This window comes from Brevibacillus sp. NRS-1366 (assembly GCF_050467985.1).
This window is the reverse complement of record NZ_JBITPN010000022.1, coordinates 174,969-196,894: the sequence shown is the minus strand read 5'-3', so window position 1 is coordinate 196,894 and position 21,926 is coordinate 174,969. Positions and strand designations below refer to the sequence as shown.

Here is a 21,926-nt window from a genome sequence, read left to right as displayed (position 1 = left end):
ACGCCAATAGGAGGCCGCGATGTCTGAGAACCACACAAACAGAGGCCAAAGCCCAGACAGGAGCCGCAGCAGTCTCCAGGGTGACTGCGAAAACTGCTTCGGTTTATGCTGTGTAGCATTACCTTTTGCTAAATCAGCGGACTTTGCCTTCGACAAAAACGGGGGGCAACCCTGTCATCATTTGCGAGCGGACTCTCGTTGCAGCATTCATGACAGTCTGAGGCAACAAAATTTCCGAGGGTGTACCGTTTATGACTGCTTCGGTGCAGGGCAAAAGGTTTCCCAGGTAACTTTTTCAGGAAAGGATTGGCGGCAAGACAAGCAATCCGCAAAGCAAATGTTCGATGTATTCCCCATTATGTGGCATCTTCACGAATTGCTCTGGTATGTAAGTGAAGCGCTGGCGCTTCCTGCCTCCCGTCCCATCCATTATGAGCTGCGAAAGGCGTTAGACGAGACAGAACGCCTTACTTTTCTCAGTGCGGGCTCTCTTTCAAAAGTGGATGTAGCGTCTCACCGTGCAGAGGTTAATACATTGCTGCTGCGGACAAGCGAGCTTGTAAGAGGAGAAGCCCTTCGCCAGCAGAAAAATTCTCCGAAATCCCAAAAGACTTTTGGTCGAGGAGCAGACCTGATTGGTGCAAAACTCAAGGGTACTGATCTGAGGGGCGTCAATTTAAGAGGGGCCTATCTGATTGCCGCCGACCTGCGGGGAGCTGATCTGCGGATGGCTGATCTCATCGGAGCGGATCTTCGAGATACGAATATAAGTGGTGCTGACCTCAGTGAGAGCCTTTTCCTGACACAGGCCCAGATTAATGCGGCAAAAGGAGATAGGCATACAAAATTGCCAGCGGCTCTTACTCGTCCAGCCCATTGGTCTAAAGCTTGAGCCCTGAACCTCCAATCTGAGAAGAAGGCAAGCCTCACCTTTATCAATAGGGTGGGGTTTTACTCATGATTACAGCAAACAAGCCAGTAACCAGTATCCTGACATTTTTCAAGCAAAAAACTCGAAATGATCAAGAGCGTAATCGAAAACTGGAGCAGCTCATCAGGTTGCTGGACAAGAAATCGATTGAATGGTGTTCACTGAGGGCGATTAATCGTAATGAACGATATGCTCGATCGCGGTTGGAAGTAGACGTAGCGCGGAACGCAAGAAAGTTGGATAAAGCGGAATTTCCTCCAATGAATCTACTGGGAACCAGCGGAAAACCAGCGCTACATCCTGTTCAATACCGACGTGCTCTCTTTCCTGATCGAAAAGCGAGGGTGTGCCTTCGATAGTGACAAGATAGTAAAACGATAATTCATGATGAGGGACGCCTTCGAAATCGAAGAAGTTTTCAACCACAAAGAGCAGCCGATTAACGCTGACCTCCACACCAAGTTCTTCAGCGAATTCTCGCTGGATCGTTTGGGCAGATGGCTCCATCAGCTCAGCCCGACCTCCTGGGAGCGCCCAAAAATCGTCTGTTACCTTTCGATGCAACAGGACTTGGCCTTCATGGATTGCCACACCAACGATGCGATGATTAAACAAACCTGCGGGAAATTCCTTGCGAATCATCCGGGACAATGAAATACCTCCTAAGCGGTAGGGGTAAACGCCTTTTAAAAATTCTTCCAAGTAATATCAATACTTAGATAACCAATTCGTTTTTCCTTAATCGTTCCTTGTTCCTTTGTAGCCAACTCCGGTTTTCTGAAACAGACCAGATCTTTGTGATAACCAAAGTTTCGGCAAATTTCCGGACGAACGGCATGAATTCCACAATGATCTTTATTCAGATCATAAAAAATACAGGTTCCGTATAATCTTGGCTGATTTTCTAACGCTTCACGGATTTTTCGTGGCATAGCTTTAACCTTTTTATGTATTTTTTTATATTCATTCTCCGTTATCGGAACAGGACCACAGCACAAGCCTTTACAACCTTGGCAAGGTAATGTATCCATCTGTGTACACCCCTCTTCCTATTCTTTGAATACGTTTTCCTAAAGAACATTATGAAGGATTTGAGTTATTTGTAAATACACAGAATTTTTAATATAACACAATAAAATATTTTTGTCAATAGTTTTTCTTGAAATTTGTATGAGAACTAGAGGCAATACAAGAGTAATGGCGCGAGGGCGATCCGGAAAACGGATATATAAACACGAATAAAACCCACTGAGGAAGTTCATTTTTCTAGTGGGTTTTATTCCGTTTGTGCACTATAGGGAGAGAGACACCAAAGCCTCACCCACGAGCTGCCCAAGCCTCTACCTCAACTTTAATAGCGGGCTGAGCCAAGGCACTTACATAAGCAAAAGTAGTTGGTGGTGGGTTACCACCGTGGAATTCGTTCCAAATGGCTAGGTATTCACTGCGATCAAATGTTTCCGTAAACCAGAAATTCATTTTAACGATCGCGTCCAAAGTTACGTCTTCACTAGCTAAAATGCGAATGACATTGTTTAACGCATTTCGAAATTGATCTTCGACTCTATCTGGAATAGCTCCATCTACATCCGCTCCAATTTGCCCAGCCAAAAAAAGTAAGTCTGCATCTCTCGGCAAAATGGAAAGGTGCGTGTACGCTGCAATCGGAGGAGCTACATTTTCATGATTTTTACGTGTTACTTTCATAAGTCTACCTCCTAATGTTTTAATTGGAGGATTATACCATCACGAAGAAACAATCGCAATATTTGTGAAAAGAAATGACAGCTTAAAATCAACAGTTGGGTAGCGTCGTCCTGACTCAGTTGATGAAGCTCAGTGCTACACCGATGAAGTAAGGAACAAGCCAGATCCCCCACACACTCAGGCTAAATTTATGGAATTGTTTTATCTGTAGCTCCTTCTTTTTCCATAAAACAAAGCATGCCCATGCCGTGTGAAAGAACATCAGGATCAGAGCTACTAAACCGGTTATTCCATGCAAATTGATGGCTGATCCGTCCGCAAGTAATTTCATAAACGTTGTCCCGATCGTATCGAATAATAATCCGAAGCCAAAGTAAGCCAAATGCTTTAATTTTAGTTCTCCAGACCGTTTTTCACTCCATACCCCAATCGTATAGGACAGTAGGGCCAGGTTGATAAAAATGACTGCTAATGGTAACAACTGCGTTCATCTCCATTTCTAATTTTTATGTTTACACCTGTTAGTGTAGCGGTGGAATATGAACGTCTGATGAACAAGAAAGAAGGAAAGTGAAAAAAACATGCCCGAGCTTTGCATTCGGGCATCCAGATACGAGAAGAATTATTCAGATGGATAAATATCTTTTAAGAAACGCTTGAGAGATCCTTCACCATCTAAGGAAAGATGTACGGAAACGTCCTCAGATTTGAACGTAACGACAGTCACGGGCTTATTATTGCTATCACCTACTGTATACGTGTACACACCAGAGAATAGGCTATCACTTGACAACAAATAGCTAATGAAATACAGTATTTCTAGAATTACTGAAATACATAGTTGGCATGGAAGGGAGGTTACCTTGGGTGACTGATGATTGCGCGGTAAAAGTCTACAAAGCACTGGGTGAAGCCACGCGTTTTCAAATCGTGAAAATGCTCTCCAAGCAACCGGAGTTGGCCTGCCTGGAAATGGCTAATCAATTGAACATCGCGGCAAACTCAACATTGACACATCATTTAAAGCCATTGCTTGACTGTGGACTGCTTGCCGTTCGCAAAGAGGGAACCTACCGATACTACAGCTTGCAACGCGAAGTCCTTGAACAATATGCTCCCGCTTTGCTTGAAGATTAAAGCGGAATATTTTTTCTCATATATTTCGGTATTTATATAAATACTAAAAAAAGAACTGAAATGGAGGAGAGCAACCGATGAGTCAAGAAAAGAAAGGAATTTTTCAAGCAACCGAAACGAAAGCTTGGGGGGCCCTGGATAATGGAGAAGAAAGTAAAATTTTTGAGCCAGTAAAGATCGGAGCCTGGAGCCTACAAACGCGTACAGCGATGGCTCCTATGACTCGCTGCTTTGCAGATGACCAGACGGGTGTAGTGGGAGAAAATGTAGTCGAGTACTACCGGAAACGGGCCGCAGATGGGATTGGTTTGATCATTACAGAAGGGATCGTTGTTAGCAAGCGGGGTAAAGGCAATCAAGGAGTTCCCGGCCTATATACCCAGGAACAAATCGAGGGCTGGAAAAAAGTAACGGATGCTGTGCATAAAGAAGGCGGTACGATTATTGCGCAAATATGGCATGTAGGACGATTATCCCATCACGAACTGGCGGGGAACTTGCCACCGCAGGCACCTTCAGCCATTCAAGCAGAAGGAGCTGTTCCTCGTTTCCGAAAGCCCTATGATACTCCAGAAGAAATGACTATCGCAGACATTCAGGAATTAATTGGACAATTTGCGGAGGCAGCGAGGAACGCAATAGAAGCCGGCTTTGATGGGGTGGAAATTCACGGCGCACATGGGTATTTAATCGATCAATTCAATTCAGATGTATCCAATCATCGTACAGATCGATATGGCGGAAACCTGGCACAAAGATTGACACTAATGAAAGAAGTCTTGAAGGCGGTTATTGATGCAATTGGTACCGACAGAACATTAATTCGCTTTTCTGCTCATAAAAGCGATAATCCGAGCTACATGTGGGAAGATCCGGAAATGGCCATCCGCACGTTTGTAGAAGCATTCAAGGAAGTCGGAGCTACCATGATCCATCCTTCCACCATGCAGTTTACTCGCGTGCTGGCAGACGGAAGAACCATGCATCAGTTGGTCCGCAAATACTGGGATGGCGTGATTGTAGGGGTTGGCACGCTCGATCCAAGAAACGCTGAACAAGCGTTGGCAGAAGGCACGATTGATGTGGCAGCTTTCGGGCGCCCGTTGATCGCTAATCCCGACTTTGTTCATCGGTTGAAAAATGGTGAGGAACTGGAAGAATATGATGCTAAGAAGCATCTCGCTGTCTTGGTTTGATGGGAGAGCTTTAACGAGAAAGGTAAAAAGGGAGGAAGCTCATTGTGGAGCTTCCTTTTGTTCGTTTCAGTTGCCTTGCTGGTAGAACATGCCACAGTCATGATAGAATCAATTCAGAAAAAAGAAACCAGCGATCACCAGATTGTGGAGCAAACTATCATCATAAATAAAGGGGTAGGAAATCAATGTCGATTTCTATGGATGATCTAGAACTATCTTGCTGGGAGTGTGAAGGTCAAGGCGTGTTATTAAATGAGGAAAAGGAAAAAATCGCGTGCTCTAAATGCGATGGCAAAGGCACGGTACTAACAGCCCAAGGTCAGACCTTGCTTCACTTCATAAAAAAGCATCTATAAAACCTTGCTGCGTGCATGATATTAAATCACGAGAGGACGTCAGATACTCACTTGTAAAAAGGAGACTGGCGTTCTTTTTTTGCTTTATTTTTCGGAAAGTATTTCCTTTGCATGTTCGTATGTTGTTCGCATATAATACAGAACAAACGTTCCATTCGGAGGCGAATGAAGTGATAAAGGAAATGCTTCGTGCAATAAAACAACAGCAACTCATTCGTGTGATTTATCTCGGCAACAACGGTCAGACAACGATTCGAGTCATACGTCCATTAGAGGTGGAAGGAAATCGGTTAAAAGCATACTGTCTAACACGCCGGGGGCCACGCGTTTTTGCCATCAACAATATACTTGCTATTGAGCCGATGGTGAACGGCCGTGCTGTCTGATATCGAGCGAAAAGTGCCCCGGGTCATTGCGAACTATTCCGCAAGGCGCCGCATGACACCTGCTGTGCAAGAATTATGCACCAAAACAGGACGGAATCGTGATGGTATGGGAAGCATGGGAGTAGAAAGAAGGTTTCGGTGAATAATGTGGATAAGGTCTGGGCATACTAAATTTCATACACTGTTAACAACCTTTTTCAACCCTCGTCCATACGAGGGACTTTTTTTGTTGGAGGGCATATGTGCGGTAGGTTCACATTAACCGTTTCATTAAAAAATTTATTAGACCATTATCATGCAGAGGACACCATTCCTTTTGAGTACATGCCGAGATTCAACATCAGTCCCACCCAAATGGTCGTAGCCGTTATCCATGACGGAGATAGGAATCGGGTAGGAAGGTTGAGATGGGGTCTAGTTCCTTCATGGGCAAAAGATGAAAAAATAAATTTGGTCAATGCACGCGCTGAAACATTGGTACATAAACCGGCTTTTAGAGTCCCACTCTTGCGAAAAAGGTGTTTGATCCCAGCGGATAGCTTTTATGAGTGGAAGAAGACAGCCGCAGGGAAGCAACCTACACGTATTTTGTTGCGATCTCAAAAATTGTTCAGCATTGCGGGGTTATATGATACCTGGATGTCGCCGGACGGTAGGAAGCTGAGCACTTGCACGATTATTACGACATCGCCCAATTCACTTGTTGCAGATATCCATGATCGAATGCCTGCGATTTTGCACCCTGCGGATGAAGCAGACTGGTTAAACAGGGATAATCAGGATACGAAGACGCTGCTGGATCTGCTCCGACCTTTTCCTGCCGAAGAGATGAGGGCTTATCCGGTTTCGTCGCTTGTAGGTAATGCAAAGAATGATGTCCCTGAATGTATCAGAGAGATCACTGCGGACAAGTAACGCCTATTTAACTTAAGGGTGGGAAACAAAGGAAAGAACAACGACAGCCACGGAAATTACTCATTTCTGTCCGGAACTGCCGTTGCTTTTTTATTTTCATTACCGTTGATCAGTATGTGGTCATTTTTTAGGAGCTACTTAATTAGCAAACGGAAATGCTTAGCTCCAATCGAAAAAGTCTCCATGCCTTCTTCTTCCGCATAGGTGACATCGGCAACGAGCACATTTTCACGCAGGACATGATCAAAATGCAGCAATGCCTCTTTTAATTGAACATCGACATCGAGTGTCAGTCTTACTCTTTTATCAAGAGGTAGATCCAGCTTCTTGCGGTAATCCTGGATCACGCGTATGACCTCGCGCACGAGACCCTCCTCTTCGAGCTCCTTTGTTATCGTTGTATTTAAAGCGACGTTCATCTGATAGCCAGATGCGGAAGCAAAGCCTTCTTTCCCATGCTTCTCCACCAGCAGCTCATCTAACGCAAGACGAAGCAGTTCGCCGGAAAGAGGGACGTCCAAAGAGCCGGTCGTAACGACTTGTTTTGCTTCAGATGCTGACAACTGTTTTAAATGGTTTTGCAAGGGCCCGACCCATTTTCCAAATTTCTTGCCGGCTACTTTTAGATTTAGTTTTAACTGGTAGCGAACGAAGCTGCTGTCACTTTGCTCCACACGGATCTCTTTTACGTTGATCTCATCCTTGATGATGCTTGCAAAGCGGTCCAGGTTAAAATCGCGCTCAAGGGAAATGATCAGCTCGGACAATGGCTGGCGTGTTTTGATTCCTGTTTCGTTGCGAATATTGCGAGCGAGCTCAACGATTTGACGTGCTGTTTCCATGTCGTTCTCCAGAGCTTCGTCGATAGCGTCTTCGTCTACTTTTGGATAATCGGTCAAATGGACACTTCCTTGGCTGCCATCCAGGTTGCAATAGATGTCATCGGCGATGAGCGGTGCATAGGGCGCGATCATCCGCGCGAGTGTCAGCAGGACATTATGCAGTGTTTGGTAAGCTGCCACCTTATCCTCCGTCATTCCACTACTCCAATAACGGTCTCGGGAGCGGCGGATGTACCAGTTGCTCAATTCGTCGATGAACGTTTCGATGTGCTTGGCAGGATTGAGAAAATCGTAGGACTCGACTCCTTTTAATACATTCTGCAGAGTAGTGTTTAACCGGGAAAGAATCCAACGATCCAGTTTATTCTTCTGAACGGGTTGTAGATGGTCTTCAGGTTGATACTGATCAATCGTCGCATACAGCGAATAGAAGGCATGCGTGTTGTTGATCGTATCAATCACTTTATACTTGGCTTCCGCTACGATCTGTTTCGAGAATCGTTTGCTGCTCCATGGCGAGCTATCAGACAAGAGTGCCCAGCGGAATGCGTCGGCACCGTATTCATCTATGATTTCCCACGGATCAATAACGTTGCCTTTACTCTTTGACATTTTCAGACCGTTTTCATCCAATACATGCCCGGTTGAAATGACCGCTTTATAGGGTGATTTTTCGTTATAAAGGGTGGATACCGCAAGCAAACTGAAGAACCAACCTCGTGTCTGGTCAATACCTTCGGAGATTATATCAGCAGGATATTGTTCCTGGAATAGCTTCTCATCACTGAAAGGATAGTGGTACTGGGCAAATGGCATCGAGCCGCTGTCAAACCACACATCAATGACTTCAGGTGTTCTTTCCATGGTACCCCCGCAAGAACAACGCAGTTTGACCTCGTCAACAAAAGGCTTATGCAGTTCGAGGCTCTCGTCAATGGCTTCCACTGATTTTTCACGTAAATCTTTATGGCTCTCTGGCGCATATTCGATTCCACAATCCGTACAAATCCAGATGTTTAGGGGAGTACCCCAAAAGCGATTACGACTAATATTCCAATCGACGAGCTCTTCCAGAAATTTGCCGAAACGTCCATCGCGTAAATGAGAAGGGTACCAATCGATGTTTTGATTGTTTTCGATTAGCTGGTCTTTAATCGCGGTCGTTTTGATAAACCAGCTCTCCATCGCATAATAGAGCAGTGGAGTTTTACAGCGCCAGCAAAAAGGATAGCTGTGCTCATAACGCTCTTTGGAGAACAGCAAACCACGATGAGCCAAGTCTTTTACGATATCGACGTCGCAATCTTTGACGAAACGTCCGGCATAATCGGTTATTTGATCGGTGTATTGTCCAGACAAATTCACGACATTTACAAAGTCAAGCTCATGCTGTCGACACGTACGGTAATCTTCTTCTCCGTGTGCAGGTGCAGTATGAACGATACCTGTTCCGCTTGTGTCACTGACGTATTCTGCATCTACAACGATGTGACCTCGATTCACGCCAATGTATCCAAACGGTGGCTCATAGGCAGTTCCGACGAATTCTGCACCTTTGTGAGTAGATAGGATTTCGTAGTCTTCCTTTAACACTTTTTCCACAAGCTTTTTGGCTACGACGTATATTTCGCCCCTCTGTCTTGCACGCACGTAGTCCATGTCTCTGTTAATCGCCAATGCGACATTCGCGGGGAGAGTCCACGGTGTAGTTGTCCAGGCGAGAAAAATCTCCTCACCCGCTTTGCTTCTAAATTTCACCGTAGCACTCAAATCTTTTACGTCTTCATAGCCTTGTGCCACTTCATGGGAGCTTAACGTCGTTTGGCAGTCAGGACAATAGGGGCTAACACGGTGACCTTTGTACAGGAGTTCTTTCTTGTGAATGGTAGACAAGATGTGCCAGACACTTTCGATGTACGGATTCGTCAAGGTGACGTAGGGATTAGCCATGTCTGTCCAATAAGCGATTGCTTCGGTTAGTTCCCGCCACTGCTTCTCGTATTCAAAGACACTGCTTTTGCACTGTTCAACAAACTTGGCTACCCCGTATTTTTCGATCTCTTGTTTTCCCGAGATTCCGAGCTGCTTCTCGACGCCGAGCTCAACGGGAAGTCCGTGCGTGTCCCAGCCTGCCTTGCGGACGACTCGATAGCCGGACATCGTTTTGTAGCGACCGATAAAATCTTTGATGACCCGTCCGAGTACGTGGCCGATATGAGGCTTTCCATTCGCTGTCGGAGGGCCTTCATAAAATACGAAATTCGGTTTTCCGATCCGATCATCCATTGATTTTTGGAACGTATTGTTTTGTCTCCACTGATTCAAGACGCGCAACTCACGGGTTCTCGCTTTTTCTTTCACATCCACTTTTCTCATGTTTTTCATCCTTTCGCCATTCAAATAATTGAGTGTATAACTCAAGAAAAACAAAAAAATCCCGCCCCCTAAGGGACGAGATTCCATCTCGCGATACCACCCTTGTTCCGAAATGACCAATTAAACATGATCTTTCGGCACCTCATACTACGTACCATCATACGCGTCCCTTGTAACGGCGGGATCCCGGGTTAGCTTACTGAACTGCTTTCAGCCTTCCTTCTCGGAGAGGATTTTCGGCTAAGTCTTGAACGTTGGCTTTCAGCACAAGGCCAACTCTCTGGGGAACAAGGGGTTTAGCTTACTCTTTCTCGTCAATGAATTTCTTCAGATCATTTGGTTACCTCTTTTTTTACAACAGAATCAAGCAAATGTCAAATCAATATAAGAAATCCAAAGAGCGAGTAAAAAGGACAAAATTGAAGTGGCAGTGATCGAAATAGTTACGTACCGAGGCAGAGGTGTATTCCTCGTGCTTTTATACCACCCTGCGAATTGCAGCTTGTTGCGGTATAAGATAAAAAAAGCCAAGTACATAGAGAAAGTCAGCAATAAATCAGAGGTGTCCGAGAGTGGAAACGTAAACAATTCATGGACTAGAAAATGAACTGCATACATGAAAAGAAACCACAATAGTAAAATTCTAATGATTTCTGATAGAAAAGAAAAAAATCTTGTCATTACTAATCACCCTATATGAGTGTAGCATAGTGGAAACTATCCGCATTAAGGAGCGTTATTTTCTGAAAATAGAAATTACTATTAAAAAGGTGAGGAGTAAAATAAATAATAAAATAAAAAACTGAGATAAAGGGCGGTGAGTCACCTCATTTCCTACGATAATTCCAGCAATCGACAACCCGATATTTTCCCGATTATATTTCGTGAACTTATACTTGAAGACGCGGTATAAAACAAGGGCAGCCATTCCAAGCGATAAAAGAATGATTATGGATTCCATAAAAAACCTCCTAGGCTAGATCCCATCTTCAGCATTCACTTTTTATTATTCTTTATTTATTATCACATTACCTGAAAGTACAGGTGAATTTCCATATTTTTCGTATAGAACCAAAAGACAACAATCTAAGAATAGGTATTTATACCTATATATACTTGTTGTTAGCACTCCACCCAACCGATATGCTTACCTTATTCACGTATGACTTAGCGTACTACCCCGTCCGCCCCCAACCATATTTAACTGGTTGGGTTTTTTTTCAAAAAAATGTGGAAATGAAAACGATCCAGTTTTCTCCTATCGCGCTTGTATATCATTTGATATATCCTATATAAGGACTCGAAAAGTTCTTGGGGTCTGCGGTGACTCAATAATGCAGATGAGTCACCGTTTTTTTATTTCGCATATCCCGACCCGTCTCTGGCAAGCACCGAGGCGGGTTTTTCTTTGGAATAATCACACCCACATACTATTGCTATTTGCGGTCATTCTAAAGATAGAATGACTTTGGTTGGGAGGTTTTTGCTTGCGCAGTACACTCGTAGTTTTAGCATTCACGTTATTGATCACGGGCTGCTCTTCACAGTCGAATTCCAAAGCCGGGATCCAGTCGAAGGAACAAGAACCGTTGTGTTCTCCTGCACCAGTCCGCTACATGCAGTGGGAGGAACAAGCGAAATCCATTGCAGGCCAAGTCAAAGGCGTTGATAGCGCAGTTGCTGTTCAGATTGATAATGAGTTGGATGTAGCCGTCAAAGTGAGTAACTTCAATCGATTTCGATTGGAATCGATTAAAAAACAGGTCGCCGAGCAATTAAAAGCGGCTTTTCCTAAATCGGACATTCATGTCACTTCAGACAAAAAACTAAACCGTGAGCTGCAGAAAATTAGCGAGAAGCCATGGCCGACAGACGTTAAAGAAGCGTGCAAGCAAAAGAAAAAATTCCAACAGATAGAGAAACAAATGAAGGGGTAAAACAGCTTGGTAATGACCTTGCCTTATTCGAATGCGGGCTTGAGTTGTTACCTTTTTCATTGCTTTTGCTCACGAAGCTCTTTGTCTGTATGAAAAAAGACTCCTTCAGTAGGAGTCTTTTGTGTATTTTTCAGTAGGTTGATGTGCTTTTTAGTCAGTCAGTGATGATCGAAGTCACGATGGTCACGATGAACATGAAGATCATGAAGATCATGGTTGTCACGACGACGGCGGTGCAGGTCTACAGTGCGAAGCTCATCTTTTGCTTTTTCAACGAGCACTTGATAATCTCTCACCACCTCAGTAAGGGCAGAGACGGACTCCTTATAGTCGGGTTCATTAATGATTCCATCTATCGCTCGATGGAGGTGATACATCTTATCTTCGGTTTTTCGGATAAATTCAACCCAATCCATTCCGTTCATAAAATACCTCCTTTCCACTTTAGGCTTTACACGCCATTGGGAAAGTATGCAAGGACGGGGGGATGAAATGAATTTACATAGTATAAAAATGAACGTTAGTCTTGTTAAAGAAAAGGGTTCATGATAACATACGTCACGTCAGTTGTTCACAGAGCGGCCATTCTGCGGTCTTTTATGAGCAACACGCACTTACTTAAGTGACTTCTGAGGTGGATGTATGGACACATTAGCCAAAATAAACAAGATGCTTGAAAAAATAATGCCGATTCTAACGCCAAGCAGTGTCTTCATTGGCGTATTGGCGAGCAATTATTTGCAACCATATACTTATTTGTCTCCTTGGATCTTTGCCTTTATGACTTTTGCCGGGAGTCTCGGATCCGGGTTCAAAGAATTCGCCAAAGTACTTACGCGCCCATTGCCGTTAATTGCCAATCTTTTGATTCTGCACGGACTCATGCCGCTTATCGCTTGGGGAACGGCAAGCCTGTTTTATCCAGATGATAGGCATCTGGTCACAGGGTTTGTATTGGCAGCATTAATTCCGACGGGTATTTCCAGCTTTTTGTGGTCGTCTATTTACATGGGAAATATTGCTCTGACGCTCTCGATTATTTTAATTGATACGATGCTCTCTCCTTTTGTTGTTCCATTGGGCATGTCGCTGTTTTTAGGGGCAAAAGTAGAGATGGACATGGCTCTCATGATGCAAGGTCTGTTTTTCATGATCGTATTGCCTTCATTAATCGGTATGCTGCTCAATCAGTTGACTGATGGAAAAGTAAAGACTACATTGGCTCCACGCTTGGCTCCTTTCTCCAAGATCGGGATGGGCGTGGTGGTCGCAATTAATAGCTCCGTAATTGCTCCGTATCTGTCTAAGTTGGATGGAAGGCTTATCGGCATGGCAGGAGTAGTTCTGATGCTTGCTGTCACGGGTTATCTTGTCGGTTGGTTCATCGCCAAATGCTGCGGCTGGGACAGAGGAACGATCGTGACTCTCACTTTTAACAGCGGGATGCGAAATATCAGTGCAGGTGCCGTTATGGCGATCTCATATTTCCCGGCTTCCGTCGCGCTTCCGGTTGTACTGGGCATGCTTTTTCAACAAACTCTAGCTTCTACATTTGGCAAGTTCCTTGCGATCGTGGAAAAAAGACCTGTTCACAATTCAACAGCACAGCTCAGCCAGAAAGCAGGATAGCCTGCTTTTTTTGTTTACTCGAAAAAGGGTTTTGATGTCAATTTTTATTGCGCGTTCGTATCGTGTTCGTATATAATACAAACAAACGTTCGAGATCAAGGGGGCAAGTCATGATCGAAACGATAATGGTTCCCGTAAACAAGAAAATGAAGCGTGTTCCTGTATTGACGAAAATGCATTTGCGAGTTTTCAGAATGCTGGATAATGGTGCAGAAATAGTTGCCATTGTTGCAGATCGCCAAATGAGACGAGCGGTCAATGACTTATGTAGATTAGGGTGGGTGAATTCGCGTGGCAGCAGGCATTAAGAGTGCAGAAGAAAAGGTGTTAACACCGCAGGAGAGAGAATCCTTTTACTACATACTTCGCGATTCGGGGAGGGAGGATTATGCTGTAACGGTGAGCTGGTGGGTGTCCCTGGAGGGGGAAAAGGGTAATACATGTACTATGTGGGGAGTTGTAAAATGGTTGGATCCGAAATCGCGGAAAATCAAGCTCGTCAACCAAACGAAAAGTACGTGGATCGACATGGAAAATATCTTTTACGTACAAGGATAGCGATATTTCGATCATGTTCATAAACGATATTTTCCACGTCATCCATGAATTATTTTGTAGTTCCCCCGTCATGGTGTCAGGAAATGTGACGCGAATATTTGGAAAGATCAAAAAACGGTAGACGTACGATTTTTATATGTTTGCATATATGACATAGCTTGCATTCTCTCCACTTCCTAACTTTGGCTCTTTATGGGTCACTTTTTTTGCCCAATCACCTCCCTTTTTAGGGTAAATAGGATTTTTTTCCGATAGCTGGTAAAATGGACTGATCATTGGGGGTAGGGTTTGCCGTCACCTTTAAACAGCTTGCTAACCATTGCATAGAGGCGCGCAGGCATGTTGGGGAAAACGAAGGAATACTGATCGGCTCCATCTTTGAGCAAAGCAACAGGAGCTTCTAAGGAATACGGAATTTTCATCAGGTCGAGCATCTTTTTATATTCATCTACCATGGTATGGTCCACTGTGTAATAAAATGATTTCGAAGGATTCATACGCTCACACTCCTTTTCCCATATTGTAGCATAACAAAATCATTTCTTCGAAAAACAGTTGTTTGCAAGGATGTAGGATTTTACCTAATCGAGAGAACGGTTTTCTGCTTGGAGGGAGAAAGCAATGCTTACACGTTTTTCGGCTGCAAATCGGACGGCGCTCCTCAAAAAGATGGATATGCATGAATTGGACTTATTAGTCATCGGGGGGGGCATTTCAGGGGCTGGGATTGCACTGGATGCAGCTCTACGCGGCTTACGGATTGGCCTGATCGAACAAAACGACTTCGGCTCAGGGACGAGCAGCCGTTCGACAAAACTAATCCATGGCGGCTTGCGATATCTCAAGCAAGGTGATGTGAAACTAGTCCAAGAGGTAGGGCGTGAACGAGCGATCTTGTATAAAAACGCACCGCATCTTGTTGTGGCTTCCCCCATGCTCTTACCTATTTATCGCGGGGGAACATACGGGTACTTCGCTTCTTCCGTTGGCTTGTACCTCTATGATTGGCTGGCTGGGGTGGAACGTCCGGAAAGACGTAAAATGATGAATAAACGGGAAGCCCTCCAATTGGAGCCGTTGTTAAAGTCGGAAGGATTAAAAGGCGCGGGCTATTACTATGAGTACCGTACCGATGACGCCAGGTCGACCATAGATATCATGAAAACAGCGTGGCAGCACGGGGCAAGCATCGTAAATTACGCACAGTTGACGGGCTTTATTTACAAGGAAAAGCGAGTAGCAGGTGTCCATGTTGTCGATCGGATTACAAATGAAAGCTTTGATTTATACGCAAAGCAAATTGTCAATGCAGCAGGACCGTGGGTTGATGAGGTACGAAAAGTAGATGGATCTCTTTTGGGAAAGCGCCTTTTTTTAACCAAAGGGGTGCATCTGGTTGTGGCAAAAGATAGACTGCCCATTCGCCAATCTGCGTATTTCGATACCCCTGACGGACGGATGATTTTTGTCATTCCGCGTGGGAATGTCACATACATAGGAACGACTGACACTGCGTACCAATTGAAAATGGATCAACTTCGAACGACCGAGGAAGATCGAGATTACTTGCTGCGAGCCGTAAATGCCATGTTTCCAGGAGTGGGCCTGCGGGTCCAAGATGTTTGTTCTCACTGGGCAGGTGTGCGACCTCTCCTTTATCAGGAAGGGAAGGGACCATCTGAGCTGTCACGCAAGGATGAGATCATTATTTCTCCCTCGGGTCTGATTACGATAGCGGGGGGCAAACTGACCGGCTTTCGCAAAATGGCTGAAAAAGTGGTGAACCTGGTCACGAGTCAATTGAAGCAGCTGACGGGAATGGATTACAGAGCTTGTACGACGGATCGAGTCGTTATTAGCGGTGGAGAACGCATGGGTCACAATAATTATGAGGCATGCAAAAAAGCCATTTGGAAGCAAGGGATTTCGCGTGGTGTGGATGGGGATACGGCCTCGGAATGGGTAGATTTATTCGGGACCAATACACTTCGCGTCTACAACCATTTAGGTGCAGTGAAAAAGAAAGGCGAGGGATTGACAGGGGAGCAACTGCTGCAAGCGCAAATCTCGTATGCGGTGGAGGAGGAGATGACAGCTACCGCTGTTGATTTTCTTCGACTTCGAACAGGGTGGACGTATTTTCAGGTGAAAAAGGCGGAAGAGAACGCTGGAAAAGTCATTTGCCTGATGGGGGAAAAGCTCGGATGGAGCAAGGCCGTGCTGGAACAACAGCGAGCGGAGGTAGCTCGGCTGCTGGGTACGATTTATCACCTTCCACGCAGCGACAATGAACTGGAGAACCCAATTGATTGAGTGGATCACTGTTCGCATGGAAATCCGCAACGCAAAAAAAAGCACCCTGATAAGGTGCTTTTTGTCGTAATAGGAGAAAGCTTTGCCAAACGTCACGGTCTTTGGAGACGGGATAAGTATATTTTTAAACGATCGTTTAACTGCTGAAAAAGCTACGACTGGAGCGCTTTTTCTTGTAATGGGAGCTTCCGTAGTAAGAATGCCCTTGCCCATGTCCGTAATTTGGATCATGGCCTTTTCGGTGTTTGTAGTCGCTGCTGCTGAACTTTCGGTACTTGCTGGATGTAGATGAGTGATTACCCAGTAGATTTCCCAATAGCTTTTTTAACATTACAATCACTCCTTGACGTATGTGTATTCGTATATACGAATATGTTTGGCGACAGTTTCACATTTTTCCTTTTTCTATTTAGATTGTATGACAGGTCCGATCCGATCAATCCTGTTTGTCCATATCCACCCGGAAAAGCCAGGAGGGATGCGCGAAAGATCGTCTACACTGTCAAAACCGCTGGAGACATCTCCGCTGCCAGCCACGAGAATCACGTTTGTATGATTCTGCTCCATTCTTTCCATAAAGCGATTAGGCCAACCCCACAGCCACGGAGCAATTTGGTCTGGAATGTGAAGCTGCGTCTTTTCACATGCTTGCGGGACATAACCGGACCAGCCTACGGCAATATAGGGGATCAGACAGCTTTTCAATGTTGCTTTAGACATCACTCGCATCTCTGGCATAATTTGGTGCAAGGATTCGATTGGCTTGTCCCCACCATAAACAGTGAGGGTTGCCAAGCGTTCTTTCGGAAGGGTGGACAGGTAATTTGCCAGTTGTTCGCCTTCGGTTGGATCATTGCTTTTTATGTGAATCAACAAGGAGCGATCAGGAAAAGTTTGCAGCACTTCCGGCAGAGAAGGCATCATGCCAATGCCCTTCCCGCGGAAAGGATACGTTTTCCCTCCATCTGCCGTGTAATTGTAGCCAATATCCAGCTTTTGCAGCTCTGCGAGAGAAAAGTCGCGGGTGACACCTTCCCCATTCGTTCTGCAGCCGAGCGTCCAGTCATGAAAAATGACGAACTGTCCGTCTTTTGTTGGCTGAACATCCAGCTCGACGACATCGGCACCTGCATCAAAAGCGGCATGCATAGAAGCAATCGTATTTTCTAAATAGGGGTGCTCGGGTGAGTAAATCCGTTCTGCTGTACAGGTTTCGTCGGTGATGCCTTCCATATGAAAAGTTTGGGCCAATCCTCGATGCGCGAGAAGGGAAGGTGCACCAGTGCCTTCTTTTGCCAGATAAGAACTGTTATTGATAAATAGAAACAGGATAAAAACAAGGAAAAACCAAAAGAATTTTCGCTTGAACCATGCTTTTCTCGGTTTGCGTTCGCGTGTTGACATGGAAAGGAACCTCCAAACAAAGGGTTTAAAACCGTGCAAAATGTGCAAGGTATCTCATAAGCTTGTTTGGTGATTCTACCAGAAATAAGTGCGAAAAGGAAAAGCTTTTGCCGGTTCGGGTCTTGGCATTGTCCCAAAAGACTGGCAAAATATACGTGATAACAGATGATGAGGACGAAAATCTGGGAGGTTCCATGAAAATAGCGTTACATCAAATCGCCTATCAGATCGGGATGCATCCTACAGAAATGGCTAGGCTTGTGTTTGAAGGGGAAATTACCGGAGAAGTACCAGACCAAAATCCGCAAGCCAAGGATGCTTGGGTAGATCTGCACTCCCTGAGTAATTTTATTCAATGGCGATATGATCAGGGGCGTTTTGATAAAATGTTTTATGACAAAGCGATGCGCCATATTAATAAATCTATGCCGAGACGGTAGGAGACAAAAGGAGAGGCGAGCATGGAAAATACGATTTATTGTTTAGTGCCAAAAACGTACTGGGAGCGATGGGCGGATCGAGAGCATTACCTACCGCGTGATTATGAACAAGAAGGCTTCATTCACGCAACCAAGGGAGACGAGCTGCTGGGGAAAGTAGCTAACCGTGTCTATGCATCGTTCGAAGGAGAATTGCTGGTGCTGGTTGTAGACGAGAAGAAGTCGTCCTCGCCGATAAAATACGAAGAGGCGAAGGATGGACTTCTTTATCCACACATCTACGGCCCGTTGAATCGTGAAGCGATTGTCGATGTAAAAAGGATGCAACGAAAAGAAGAGAGCTGGAGCATTGGCCCGTCCATTAATAGTTAAACCATTTTAATAACTCTAGCACTTCTTGGCGTTTCGACGCGGGGAGCTTATCGAGTCTTCGCAAAAGCAGTCCAATTCGAACACGCTGCTCTTCTTCAGACTCGTTCTGTTTTTCACTGCTCATCCACTGGCGCTTTAATCTGACGGGTTCCGTCTCGGAAATAATCCGAAGCAGCTTGCGCTCCAGTAAATCTAAGGAAGCCATGTAGAATACCTTCTTTGCATCTTGATTCTGTGTACATGCATTATAACAGCTTCTTACATAAATCATCCAGGATTAGCGCACAATGGTATTTGTGTTAACCAGATATCATGACGCGAGGGAGTGTATTCAACATGCCAAAACCAGATGACCGCTCAGATAACGCAGAAAAGCTGCAAGAGATGCTGCAAAATACAGAAGAGAGCATTCGCGAGTCCGAAGATTACATCGCTGCTCATGGCAATGAGATGTCTGCTGAGGAAAAAGCGAACATCGAAGCGAAGAATCAACGCCGTGAAGAGAGTATCGAAGGATTTCGTTCGGAAATTCAGGACGAAACCGCGGAAGGTTAAAAGTGTGACTAGCGTCTGTTGCCGTCAAAAGCGACAGACGCTTTTTTTACAAGCGAAAAGGAGAAAAACACGATGGATGAGAGGAAAGTGCAACAATACATGATTTGTTTTGCGAAACATGGTAATCTGTTAGTGGTACAATTTGAAAAAAGAGGAGAAAGACCATGAAACGACCAGAAGATACTCGCGTCGTAGTCGGCATGTCTGGCGGCGTCGACTCCTCCGTGACGGCTTACCTGCTCAAGGAGCAGGGATATGACGTCATCGGCATCTTCATGAAAAACTGGGATGATACCGATGAATTCGGCCACTGCACGGCGGAAGAAGATTTCCAGGATGTCCGGCGCGTCTGTGAACAAATCGGCATTCCGTATTACACAGTAAACTTTGAAAAAGAATATATGGATAAAGTATTCCAGTATTTTTTGGATGAATATAAAAGGGGTCGTACACCTAATCCGGACGTCATGTGCAACCGAGAGATCAAGTTCGGTGAACTGCTCTCAAAGGTAATGGATCTGGGCGCTGATTATATAGCGACAGGTCACTATGCCCAAGTGAAGTACATGGACGGGGAGTACAAGTTGATTCGCGGCGTGGATAGCAACAAGGATCAGACCTATTTTCTCAACGTGCTCGGGCAAGAACAGTTGTCCAAAACGATGTTTCCAATCGGTCATTTGCCGAAACCACAAGTGAGAGAAATCGCTGAAAAGGCAGGTCTTTATACAGCAAAGAAAAAAGACAGTACCGGTATTTGCTTTATTGGCGAACGGAACTTCCGTGACTTTTTGCAAAGTTATCTCCCTGCCAAGCCGGGTAATATCGAAACAGTTGACGGGACAGTGATCGGACAACATGATGGATTGATGTACTATACGCTTGGACAACGCCAAGGGCTGGGCATTGGTGGTGGACATGGAACCAGTGGTCAACCTTGGTTTGTCGTTGATAAAGATTTGGAGCGCAATGCTCTGATTGTAGGTGAGGGCTCAAATCACCCTCGCCTCTATTCAAAGAGTCTGCTCGGAACAGATGTTAAATGGGTGAGCGATAAACAACCTGCCGCTACTTTTACTTGTACAGCCAAATTCCGCTACCGCCAGCCTGATCAAGGCGTTACGGTTCATATTCTAGAGGACGGGCAGGTAGAAGTCATATTCGATCAACCTCAAAAAGCGGTAACGCCGGGCCAAGCTGTCGTCTTTTATGATGGGGAAGTTTGCCTGGGTGGAGCGACGATTGACAAGGTGCGCCTGATTGATAAAGAGAAATAGATGTGACGGGGGAATTCGGTGGTGGATGCAACAAAAAAATCGAAAATCATTATCGTTTCTTTTTTAGCGGGAGCTGTATTGTTGGCGGCTGTAGCATTCTTGGGCATGTCTTCAACCAACACGGAGCATATCACGATCATTCAGCAAGTGATCAAGGAAAAAGGCGGGGTTGTTGCGGATAAAGGCATTACAATTGTCCCGGTGGATGAAAGTCCATTTGAAAAGAGCGGAAAAGGCAATACCATTTACCGTATCTTCTATACCAAAGATGGGCAAAATCTGACGGCATGGTTTCGCTCTGAAAACCATTCCTCAATAAAAAAAGAACCGGAAGAGTGGATTCTTCCATAAGGGAGAGGGAGGTTATCGACATGACCCAATTTGCTGGACTGCGTGAGCTTGCAGAGTTGATTCGACGATTAGAGCCTGAAATGGCGGGAGCTTCCCTGAGTATTCTGGCTCATGAAAACAGAGAGGAAATTGCTTCTCAGTTATTGGAAGGGTTGGGAGTTCGCATTCCTGTACAAAATAGTGCTGGAGAGTACGCCAACCATCTCGCTGTGCTGCAAGCAGGAGGAAATAAGTACACGATTGCACAAGACTGGCGAGAGGTTTATATAAGCGAGATCAATTACTGTTTCTGCCGCATTCCTCCAGGAGCGCATGGGCTTTTGGTCCATCATACAGATTACCCAGGGGTTATTTATGATGTCTCGAGAAAATTGGCCGATCATGAAATCAATATCTCGAAGCTGAACGTATCCCGTGAACAAAAAGGCAGAAATGCGTTGCTTATTTCTGTGACGGATGAGGAAATCACTCCGGTTGTCGTATCTGCCATCGAAGAATTGCCCCAAATTAATAAAGTGGTTTCCCTGAAGTAAGTCGGGTTGAATGGACAAATGGGGTACCGCCCGCAAGCCAGTGGGCGGTTTTTTTGTGCGATCGAACAGTAGTAAGACGTCGAGGGGGATAAGCTAAAGAAAGCAATGGCGGAAGGGGGATCTGTTTTGTTTTATCTTCTGCTTATGGCCATCCTGATTTGTATCATTGCCGGAATCATTTTGCTCGCAGGTGGAAGGATCATCTGGGGTATTGCTTTGATCCTCGCCGGTATCGCATTGTTTTGGTTTATGTACAAAAGATATCGATCCAGGGTTCGAAATAGCTGTGACTGCATGCCGGATATTCCTTGCCTGGAATGTGATTCCCCTGATTGCCTGGATTGCGGAGGACATTCATGAGAATGAGAGGATGGTTCGCGTTTTTGTCCTACATTCCTTGTCACCGTCTGCCAGAACGTTCCCTGCATGTAAAAGGCAAGCAGCTCCCGCTCTGCGCACGTTGTACGGCTATTTTGCTTGGGTATGGTTCATTGCCCGTACTCTTTTGGTTATCAGTTCCGTTTCCGTTGTTTGTTGGCTTGCTCTTTCAATTGCCAATGCTTATAGATGGTCTGACGCAGTATGCGAAGTGGCGAGAGTCTAGCAATCTGCTGCGCGTCATTACAGGGCTGCTCGGCGGGGTGGGGCAAAGTATTGTGATTGTCTCTGCTGTTGCTTTCCTGATAGATTCGCTTTCGTAGAGATTCCCGC

The 21,926-nt window shown here is 45.1% G+C and carries 30 protein-coding genes and 1 other annotated feature; of the genes, 19 read left to right on the top strand and 11 right to left on the bottom strand.

Features of this window, described 5'->3' with window-relative positions:
- The first annotated feature begins 19 nt into the window (after positions 1 to 19).
- On the top strand, positions 20 to 892 hold the full coding sequence (locus ACIFQN_RS17590) for a pentapeptide repeat-containing protein (protein WP_429834326.1): 873 nt from the start codon (positions 20 to 22) through the stop codon (positions 890 to 892).
- A 210-nt stretch (positions 893 to 1,102) separates the two neighbouring features.
- Here ACIFQN_RS17590 and ACIFQN_RS17585 read toward each other — a convergent pair whose 3' ends face one another.
- From ACIFQN_RS17585 to ACIFQN_RS17570, 4 genes are all read right to left on the bottom strand, one after another.
- Positions 1,103 to 1,573 carry an NUDIX hydrolase gene (locus tag ACIFQN_RS17585; protein WP_429834907.1) on the bottom strand — a complete coding sequence of 157 codons (471 nt, stop codon included), beginning with the start codon at positions 1,571 to 1,573 and terminating at the stop codon, positions 1,103 to 1,105.
- Positions 1,574 to 1,617: 44 nt separating this feature from the next.
- Positions 1,618 to 1,962 carry a YkgJ family cysteine cluster protein gene (locus ACIFQN_RS17580; RefSeq protein ID WP_429834325.1) on the bottom strand — a complete coding sequence of 115 codons (345 nt, stop codon included), beginning with the start codon at positions 1,960 to 1,962 and terminating at the stop codon, positions 1,618 to 1,620.
- A gap of 286 nt (positions 1,963 to 2,248) precedes the next feature.
- Positions 2,249 to 2,638: a RidA family protein gene (locus ACIFQN_RS17575; protein WP_429834324.1), complete on the bottom strand. Its 390-nt coding sequence runs from the start codon at positions 2,636 to 2,638 to the stop codon at positions 2,249 to 2,251.
- A 115-nt stretch (positions 2,639 to 2,753) separates the two neighbouring features.
- Positions 2,754 to 3,119: an HsmA family protein gene (locus ACIFQN_RS17570; protein ID WP_429834323.1), complete on the bottom strand. Its 366-nt coding sequence runs from the start codon at positions 3,117 to 3,119 to the stop codon at positions 2,754 to 2,756.
- 386 nt (positions 3,120 to 3,505) lie between these two features.
- On the opposite strand from ACIFQN_RS17570, the gene ACIFQN_RS17565 reads away from it, so the two are divergent.
- From ACIFQN_RS17565 to ACIFQN_RS17545, 5 genes are all read left to right on the top strand, one after another.
- Positions 3,506 to 3,775 (top strand): ArsR/SmtB family transcription factor, encoded by a 270-nt coding sequence (locus ACIFQN_RS17565; protein ID WP_429834322.1) that lies wholly within the window; start codon positions 3,506 to 3,508, stop codon positions 3,773 to 3,775.
- A 77-nt stretch (positions 3,776 to 3,852) separates the two neighbouring features.
- Positions 3,853 to 4,971: an alkene reductase gene (locus ACIFQN_RS17560; protein WP_429834321.1), complete on the top strand. Its 1,119-nt coding sequence runs from the start codon at positions 3,853 to 3,855 to the stop codon at positions 4,969 to 4,971.
- Positions 4,972 to 5,156: 185 nt separating this feature from the next.
- The gene (locus tag ACIFQN_RS17555; protein WP_429834320.1) at positions 5,157 to 5,327 is read left to right on the top strand and encodes a tryptophan RNA-binding attenuation protein; all 171 of its coding nucleotides are present in this window, start codon (positions 5,157 to 5,159) and stop codon (positions 5,325 to 5,327) included.
- A gap of 170 nt (positions 5,328 to 5,497) precedes the next feature.
- Positions 5,498 to 5,713, top strand: a complete 216-nt coding sequence (locus ACIFQN_RS17550; protein WP_429834319.1) for a WYL domain-containing protein — start codon at positions 5,498 to 5,500, stop codon at positions 5,711 to 5,713.
- Between the two features lie 240 nt (positions 5,714 to 5,953).
- Positions 5,954 to 6,628 (top strand): SOS response-associated peptidase, encoded by a 675-nt coding sequence (locus tag ACIFQN_RS17545; protein ID WP_429834318.1) that lies wholly within the window; start codon positions 5,954 to 5,956, stop codon positions 6,626 to 6,628.
- A gap of 134 nt (positions 6,629 to 6,762) precedes the next feature.
- Here ACIFQN_RS17545 and ileS read toward each other — a convergent pair whose 3' ends face one another.
- Together ileS and ACIFQN_RS17535 are read right to left on the bottom strand one after the other, a co-directional pair.
- On the bottom strand, positions 6,763 to 9,846 hold the full coding sequence (gene ileS, locus ACIFQN_RS17540) for an isoleucine--tRNA ligase (protein WP_429834317.1): 3,084 nt from the start codon (positions 9,844 to 9,846) through the stop codon (positions 6,763 to 6,765).
- Between the two features lie 68 nt (positions 9,847 to 9,914).
- Positions 9,915 to 10,173: a binding site (T-box leader), on the bottom strand.
- 409 nt (positions 10,174 to 10,582) lie between these two features.
- Positions 10,583 to 10,807 (bottom strand): hypothetical protein, encoded by a 225-nt coding sequence (locus ACIFQN_RS17535; protein ID WP_429834316.1) that lies wholly within the window; start codon positions 10,805 to 10,807, stop codon positions 10,583 to 10,585.
- A gap of 526 nt (positions 10,808 to 11,333) precedes the next feature.
- On the opposite strand from ACIFQN_RS17535, the gene ACIFQN_RS17530 reads away from it, so the two are divergent.
- Positions 11,334 to 11,783, top strand: coding sequence for a YhcN/YlaJ family sporulation lipoprotein (locus ACIFQN_RS17530; RefSeq protein WP_429834315.1), 450 nt, complete (start codon positions 11,334 to 11,336; stop codon positions 11,781 to 11,783).
- A 158-nt stretch (positions 11,784 to 11,941) separates the two neighbouring features.
- Here ACIFQN_RS17530 and ACIFQN_RS17525 read toward each other — a convergent pair whose 3' ends face one another.
- Complete coding sequence (locus tag ACIFQN_RS17525; RefSeq protein ID WP_429834314.1) at positions 11,942 to 12,208, bottom strand: hypothetical protein; 267 nt, start codon at positions 12,206 to 12,208, stop codon at positions 11,942 to 11,944.
- Between the two features lie 217 nt (positions 12,209 to 12,425).
- Here ACIFQN_RS17525 and ACIFQN_RS17520 point away from each other — a divergent pair, with 217 nt between their 5' ends.
- The 3 genes from ACIFQN_RS17520 to ACIFQN_RS17510 all read left to right on the top strand — a co-directional run bounded on the left by ACIFQN_RS17520 (position 12,426) and on the right by ACIFQN_RS17510 (position 13,970).
- The gene (locus tag ACIFQN_RS17520; RefSeq protein WP_429834313.1) at positions 12,426 to 13,412 is read left to right on the top strand and encodes a bile acid:sodium symporter family protein; all 987 of its coding nucleotides are present in this window, start codon (positions 12,426 to 12,428) and stop codon (positions 13,410 to 13,412) included.
- 110 nt (positions 13,413 to 13,522) lie between these two features.
- Positions 13,523 to 13,720: a hypothetical protein gene (locus ACIFQN_RS17515; RefSeq protein ID WP_429834312.1), complete on the top strand. Its 198-nt coding sequence runs from the start codon at positions 13,523 to 13,525 to the stop codon at positions 13,718 to 13,720.
- Entirely contained in the window at positions 13,704 to 13,970 is a 267-nt protein-coding gene (locus ACIFQN_RS17510; protein WP_429834311.1) for a YolD-like family protein, read from the top strand. The genes ACIFQN_RS17515 and ACIFQN_RS17510 overlap by 17 nt, the downstream gene beginning before the upstream one ends.
- Before the next feature lie 272 nt (positions 13,971 to 14,242).
- On the opposite strand, the gene ACIFQN_RS17505 is transcribed toward ACIFQN_RS17510, so the two are convergent.
- Positions 14,243 to 14,467, bottom strand: coding sequence for a hypothetical protein (locus ACIFQN_RS17505; RefSeq protein ID WP_429834310.1), 225 nt, complete (start codon positions 14,465 to 14,467; stop codon positions 14,243 to 14,245).
- Positions 14,468 to 14,591: 124 nt separating this feature from the next.
- Between ACIFQN_RS17505 and ACIFQN_RS17500 the strand changes: the two genes are divergently transcribed.
- On the top strand, positions 14,592 to 16,283 hold the full coding sequence (locus tag ACIFQN_RS17500; RefSeq protein WP_429834309.1) for a glycerol-3-phosphate dehydrogenase/oxidase: 1,692 nt from the start codon (positions 14,592 to 14,594) through the stop codon (positions 16,281 to 16,283).
- Between the two features lie 136 nt (positions 16,284 to 16,419).
- Here ACIFQN_RS17500 and ACIFQN_RS17495 read toward each other — a convergent pair whose 3' ends face one another.
- Both ACIFQN_RS17495 and ACIFQN_RS17490 read right to left on the bottom strand, forming a co-directional pair.
- Positions 16,420 to 16,614 (bottom strand): hypothetical protein, encoded by a 195-nt coding sequence (locus ACIFQN_RS17495; RefSeq protein ID WP_429834308.1) that lies wholly within the window; start codon positions 16,612 to 16,614, stop codon positions 16,420 to 16,422.
- A 74-nt stretch (positions 16,615 to 16,688) separates the two neighbouring features.
- Positions 16,689 to 17,687, bottom strand: coding sequence for a glycerophosphodiester phosphodiesterase family protein (locus tag ACIFQN_RS17490; RefSeq protein ID WP_429834307.1), 999 nt, complete (start codon positions 17,685 to 17,687; stop codon positions 16,689 to 16,691).
- Positions 17,688 to 17,881: 194 nt separating this feature from the next.
- Between ACIFQN_RS17490 and ACIFQN_RS17485 the strand changes: the two genes are divergently transcribed.
- On the top strand, positions 17,882 to 18,127 hold the full coding sequence (locus ACIFQN_RS17485; RefSeq protein ID WP_429834306.1) for a hypothetical protein: 246 nt from the start codon (positions 17,882 to 17,884) through the stop codon (positions 18,125 to 18,127).
- A 21-nt stretch (positions 18,128 to 18,148) separates the two neighbouring features.
- Positions 18,149 to 18,499: a DUF952 domain-containing protein gene (locus tag ACIFQN_RS17480; protein ID WP_429834305.1), complete on the top strand. Its 351-nt coding sequence runs from the start codon at positions 18,149 to 18,151 to the stop codon at positions 18,497 to 18,499.
- Here the strand turns inward: ACIFQN_RS17480 and ACIFQN_RS17475 are convergent.
- Positions 18,489 to 18,704: a hypothetical protein gene (locus ACIFQN_RS17475; RefSeq protein WP_429834304.1), complete on the bottom strand. Its 216-nt coding sequence runs from the start codon at positions 18,702 to 18,704 to the stop codon at positions 18,489 to 18,491. The two genes, ACIFQN_RS17480 and ACIFQN_RS17475, sit on opposite strands and share 11 nt — an antisense overlap.
- A gap of 131 nt (positions 18,705 to 18,835) precedes the next feature.
- Here ACIFQN_RS17475 and tlp point away from each other — a divergent pair, with 131 nt between their 5' ends.
- The 6 genes from tlp to ACIFQN_RS17445 all read left to right on the top strand — a co-directional run bounded on the left by tlp (position 18,836) and on the right by ACIFQN_RS17445 (position 21,916).
- Positions 18,836 to 19,054, top strand: a complete 219-nt coding sequence (gene tlp, locus ACIFQN_RS17470; RefSeq protein WP_429834303.1) for a small acid-soluble spore protein Tlp — start codon at positions 18,836 to 18,838, stop codon at positions 19,052 to 19,054.
- A 164-nt stretch (positions 19,055 to 19,218) separates the two neighbouring features.
- Positions 19,219 to 20,331 (top strand): tRNA 2-thiouridine(34) synthase MnmA, encoded by a 1,113-nt coding sequence (gene mnmA, locus ACIFQN_RS17465; RefSeq protein WP_429834302.1) that lies wholly within the window; start codon positions 19,219 to 19,221, stop codon positions 20,329 to 20,331.
- Positions 20,332 to 20,352: 21 nt separating this feature from the next.
- Entirely contained in the window at positions 20,353 to 20,682 is a 330-nt protein-coding gene (locus ACIFQN_RS17460; protein ID WP_429834301.1) for a hypothetical protein, read from the top strand.
- Between the two features lie 20 nt (positions 20,683 to 20,702).
- Entirely contained in the window at positions 20,703 to 21,215 is a 513-nt protein-coding gene (locus ACIFQN_RS17455; RefSeq protein ID WP_429834300.1) for an ACT domain-containing protein, read from the top strand.
- Positions 21,216 to 21,341: 126 nt separating this feature from the next.
- Positions 21,342 to 21,575: a hypothetical protein gene (locus tag ACIFQN_RS17450; protein WP_429834299.1), complete on the top strand. Its 234-nt coding sequence runs from the start codon at positions 21,342 to 21,344 to the stop codon at positions 21,573 to 21,575.
- Positions 21,572 to 21,916 (top strand): DUF2085 domain-containing protein, encoded by a 345-nt coding sequence (locus ACIFQN_RS17445; RefSeq protein ID WP_429834298.1) that lies wholly within the window; start codon positions 21,572 to 21,574, stop codon positions 21,914 to 21,916. Before ACIFQN_RS17450 ends, ACIFQN_RS17445 begins: the two co-directional genes overlap by 4 nt.
- Positions 21,917 to 21,926 lie beyond the last annotated feature (10 nt).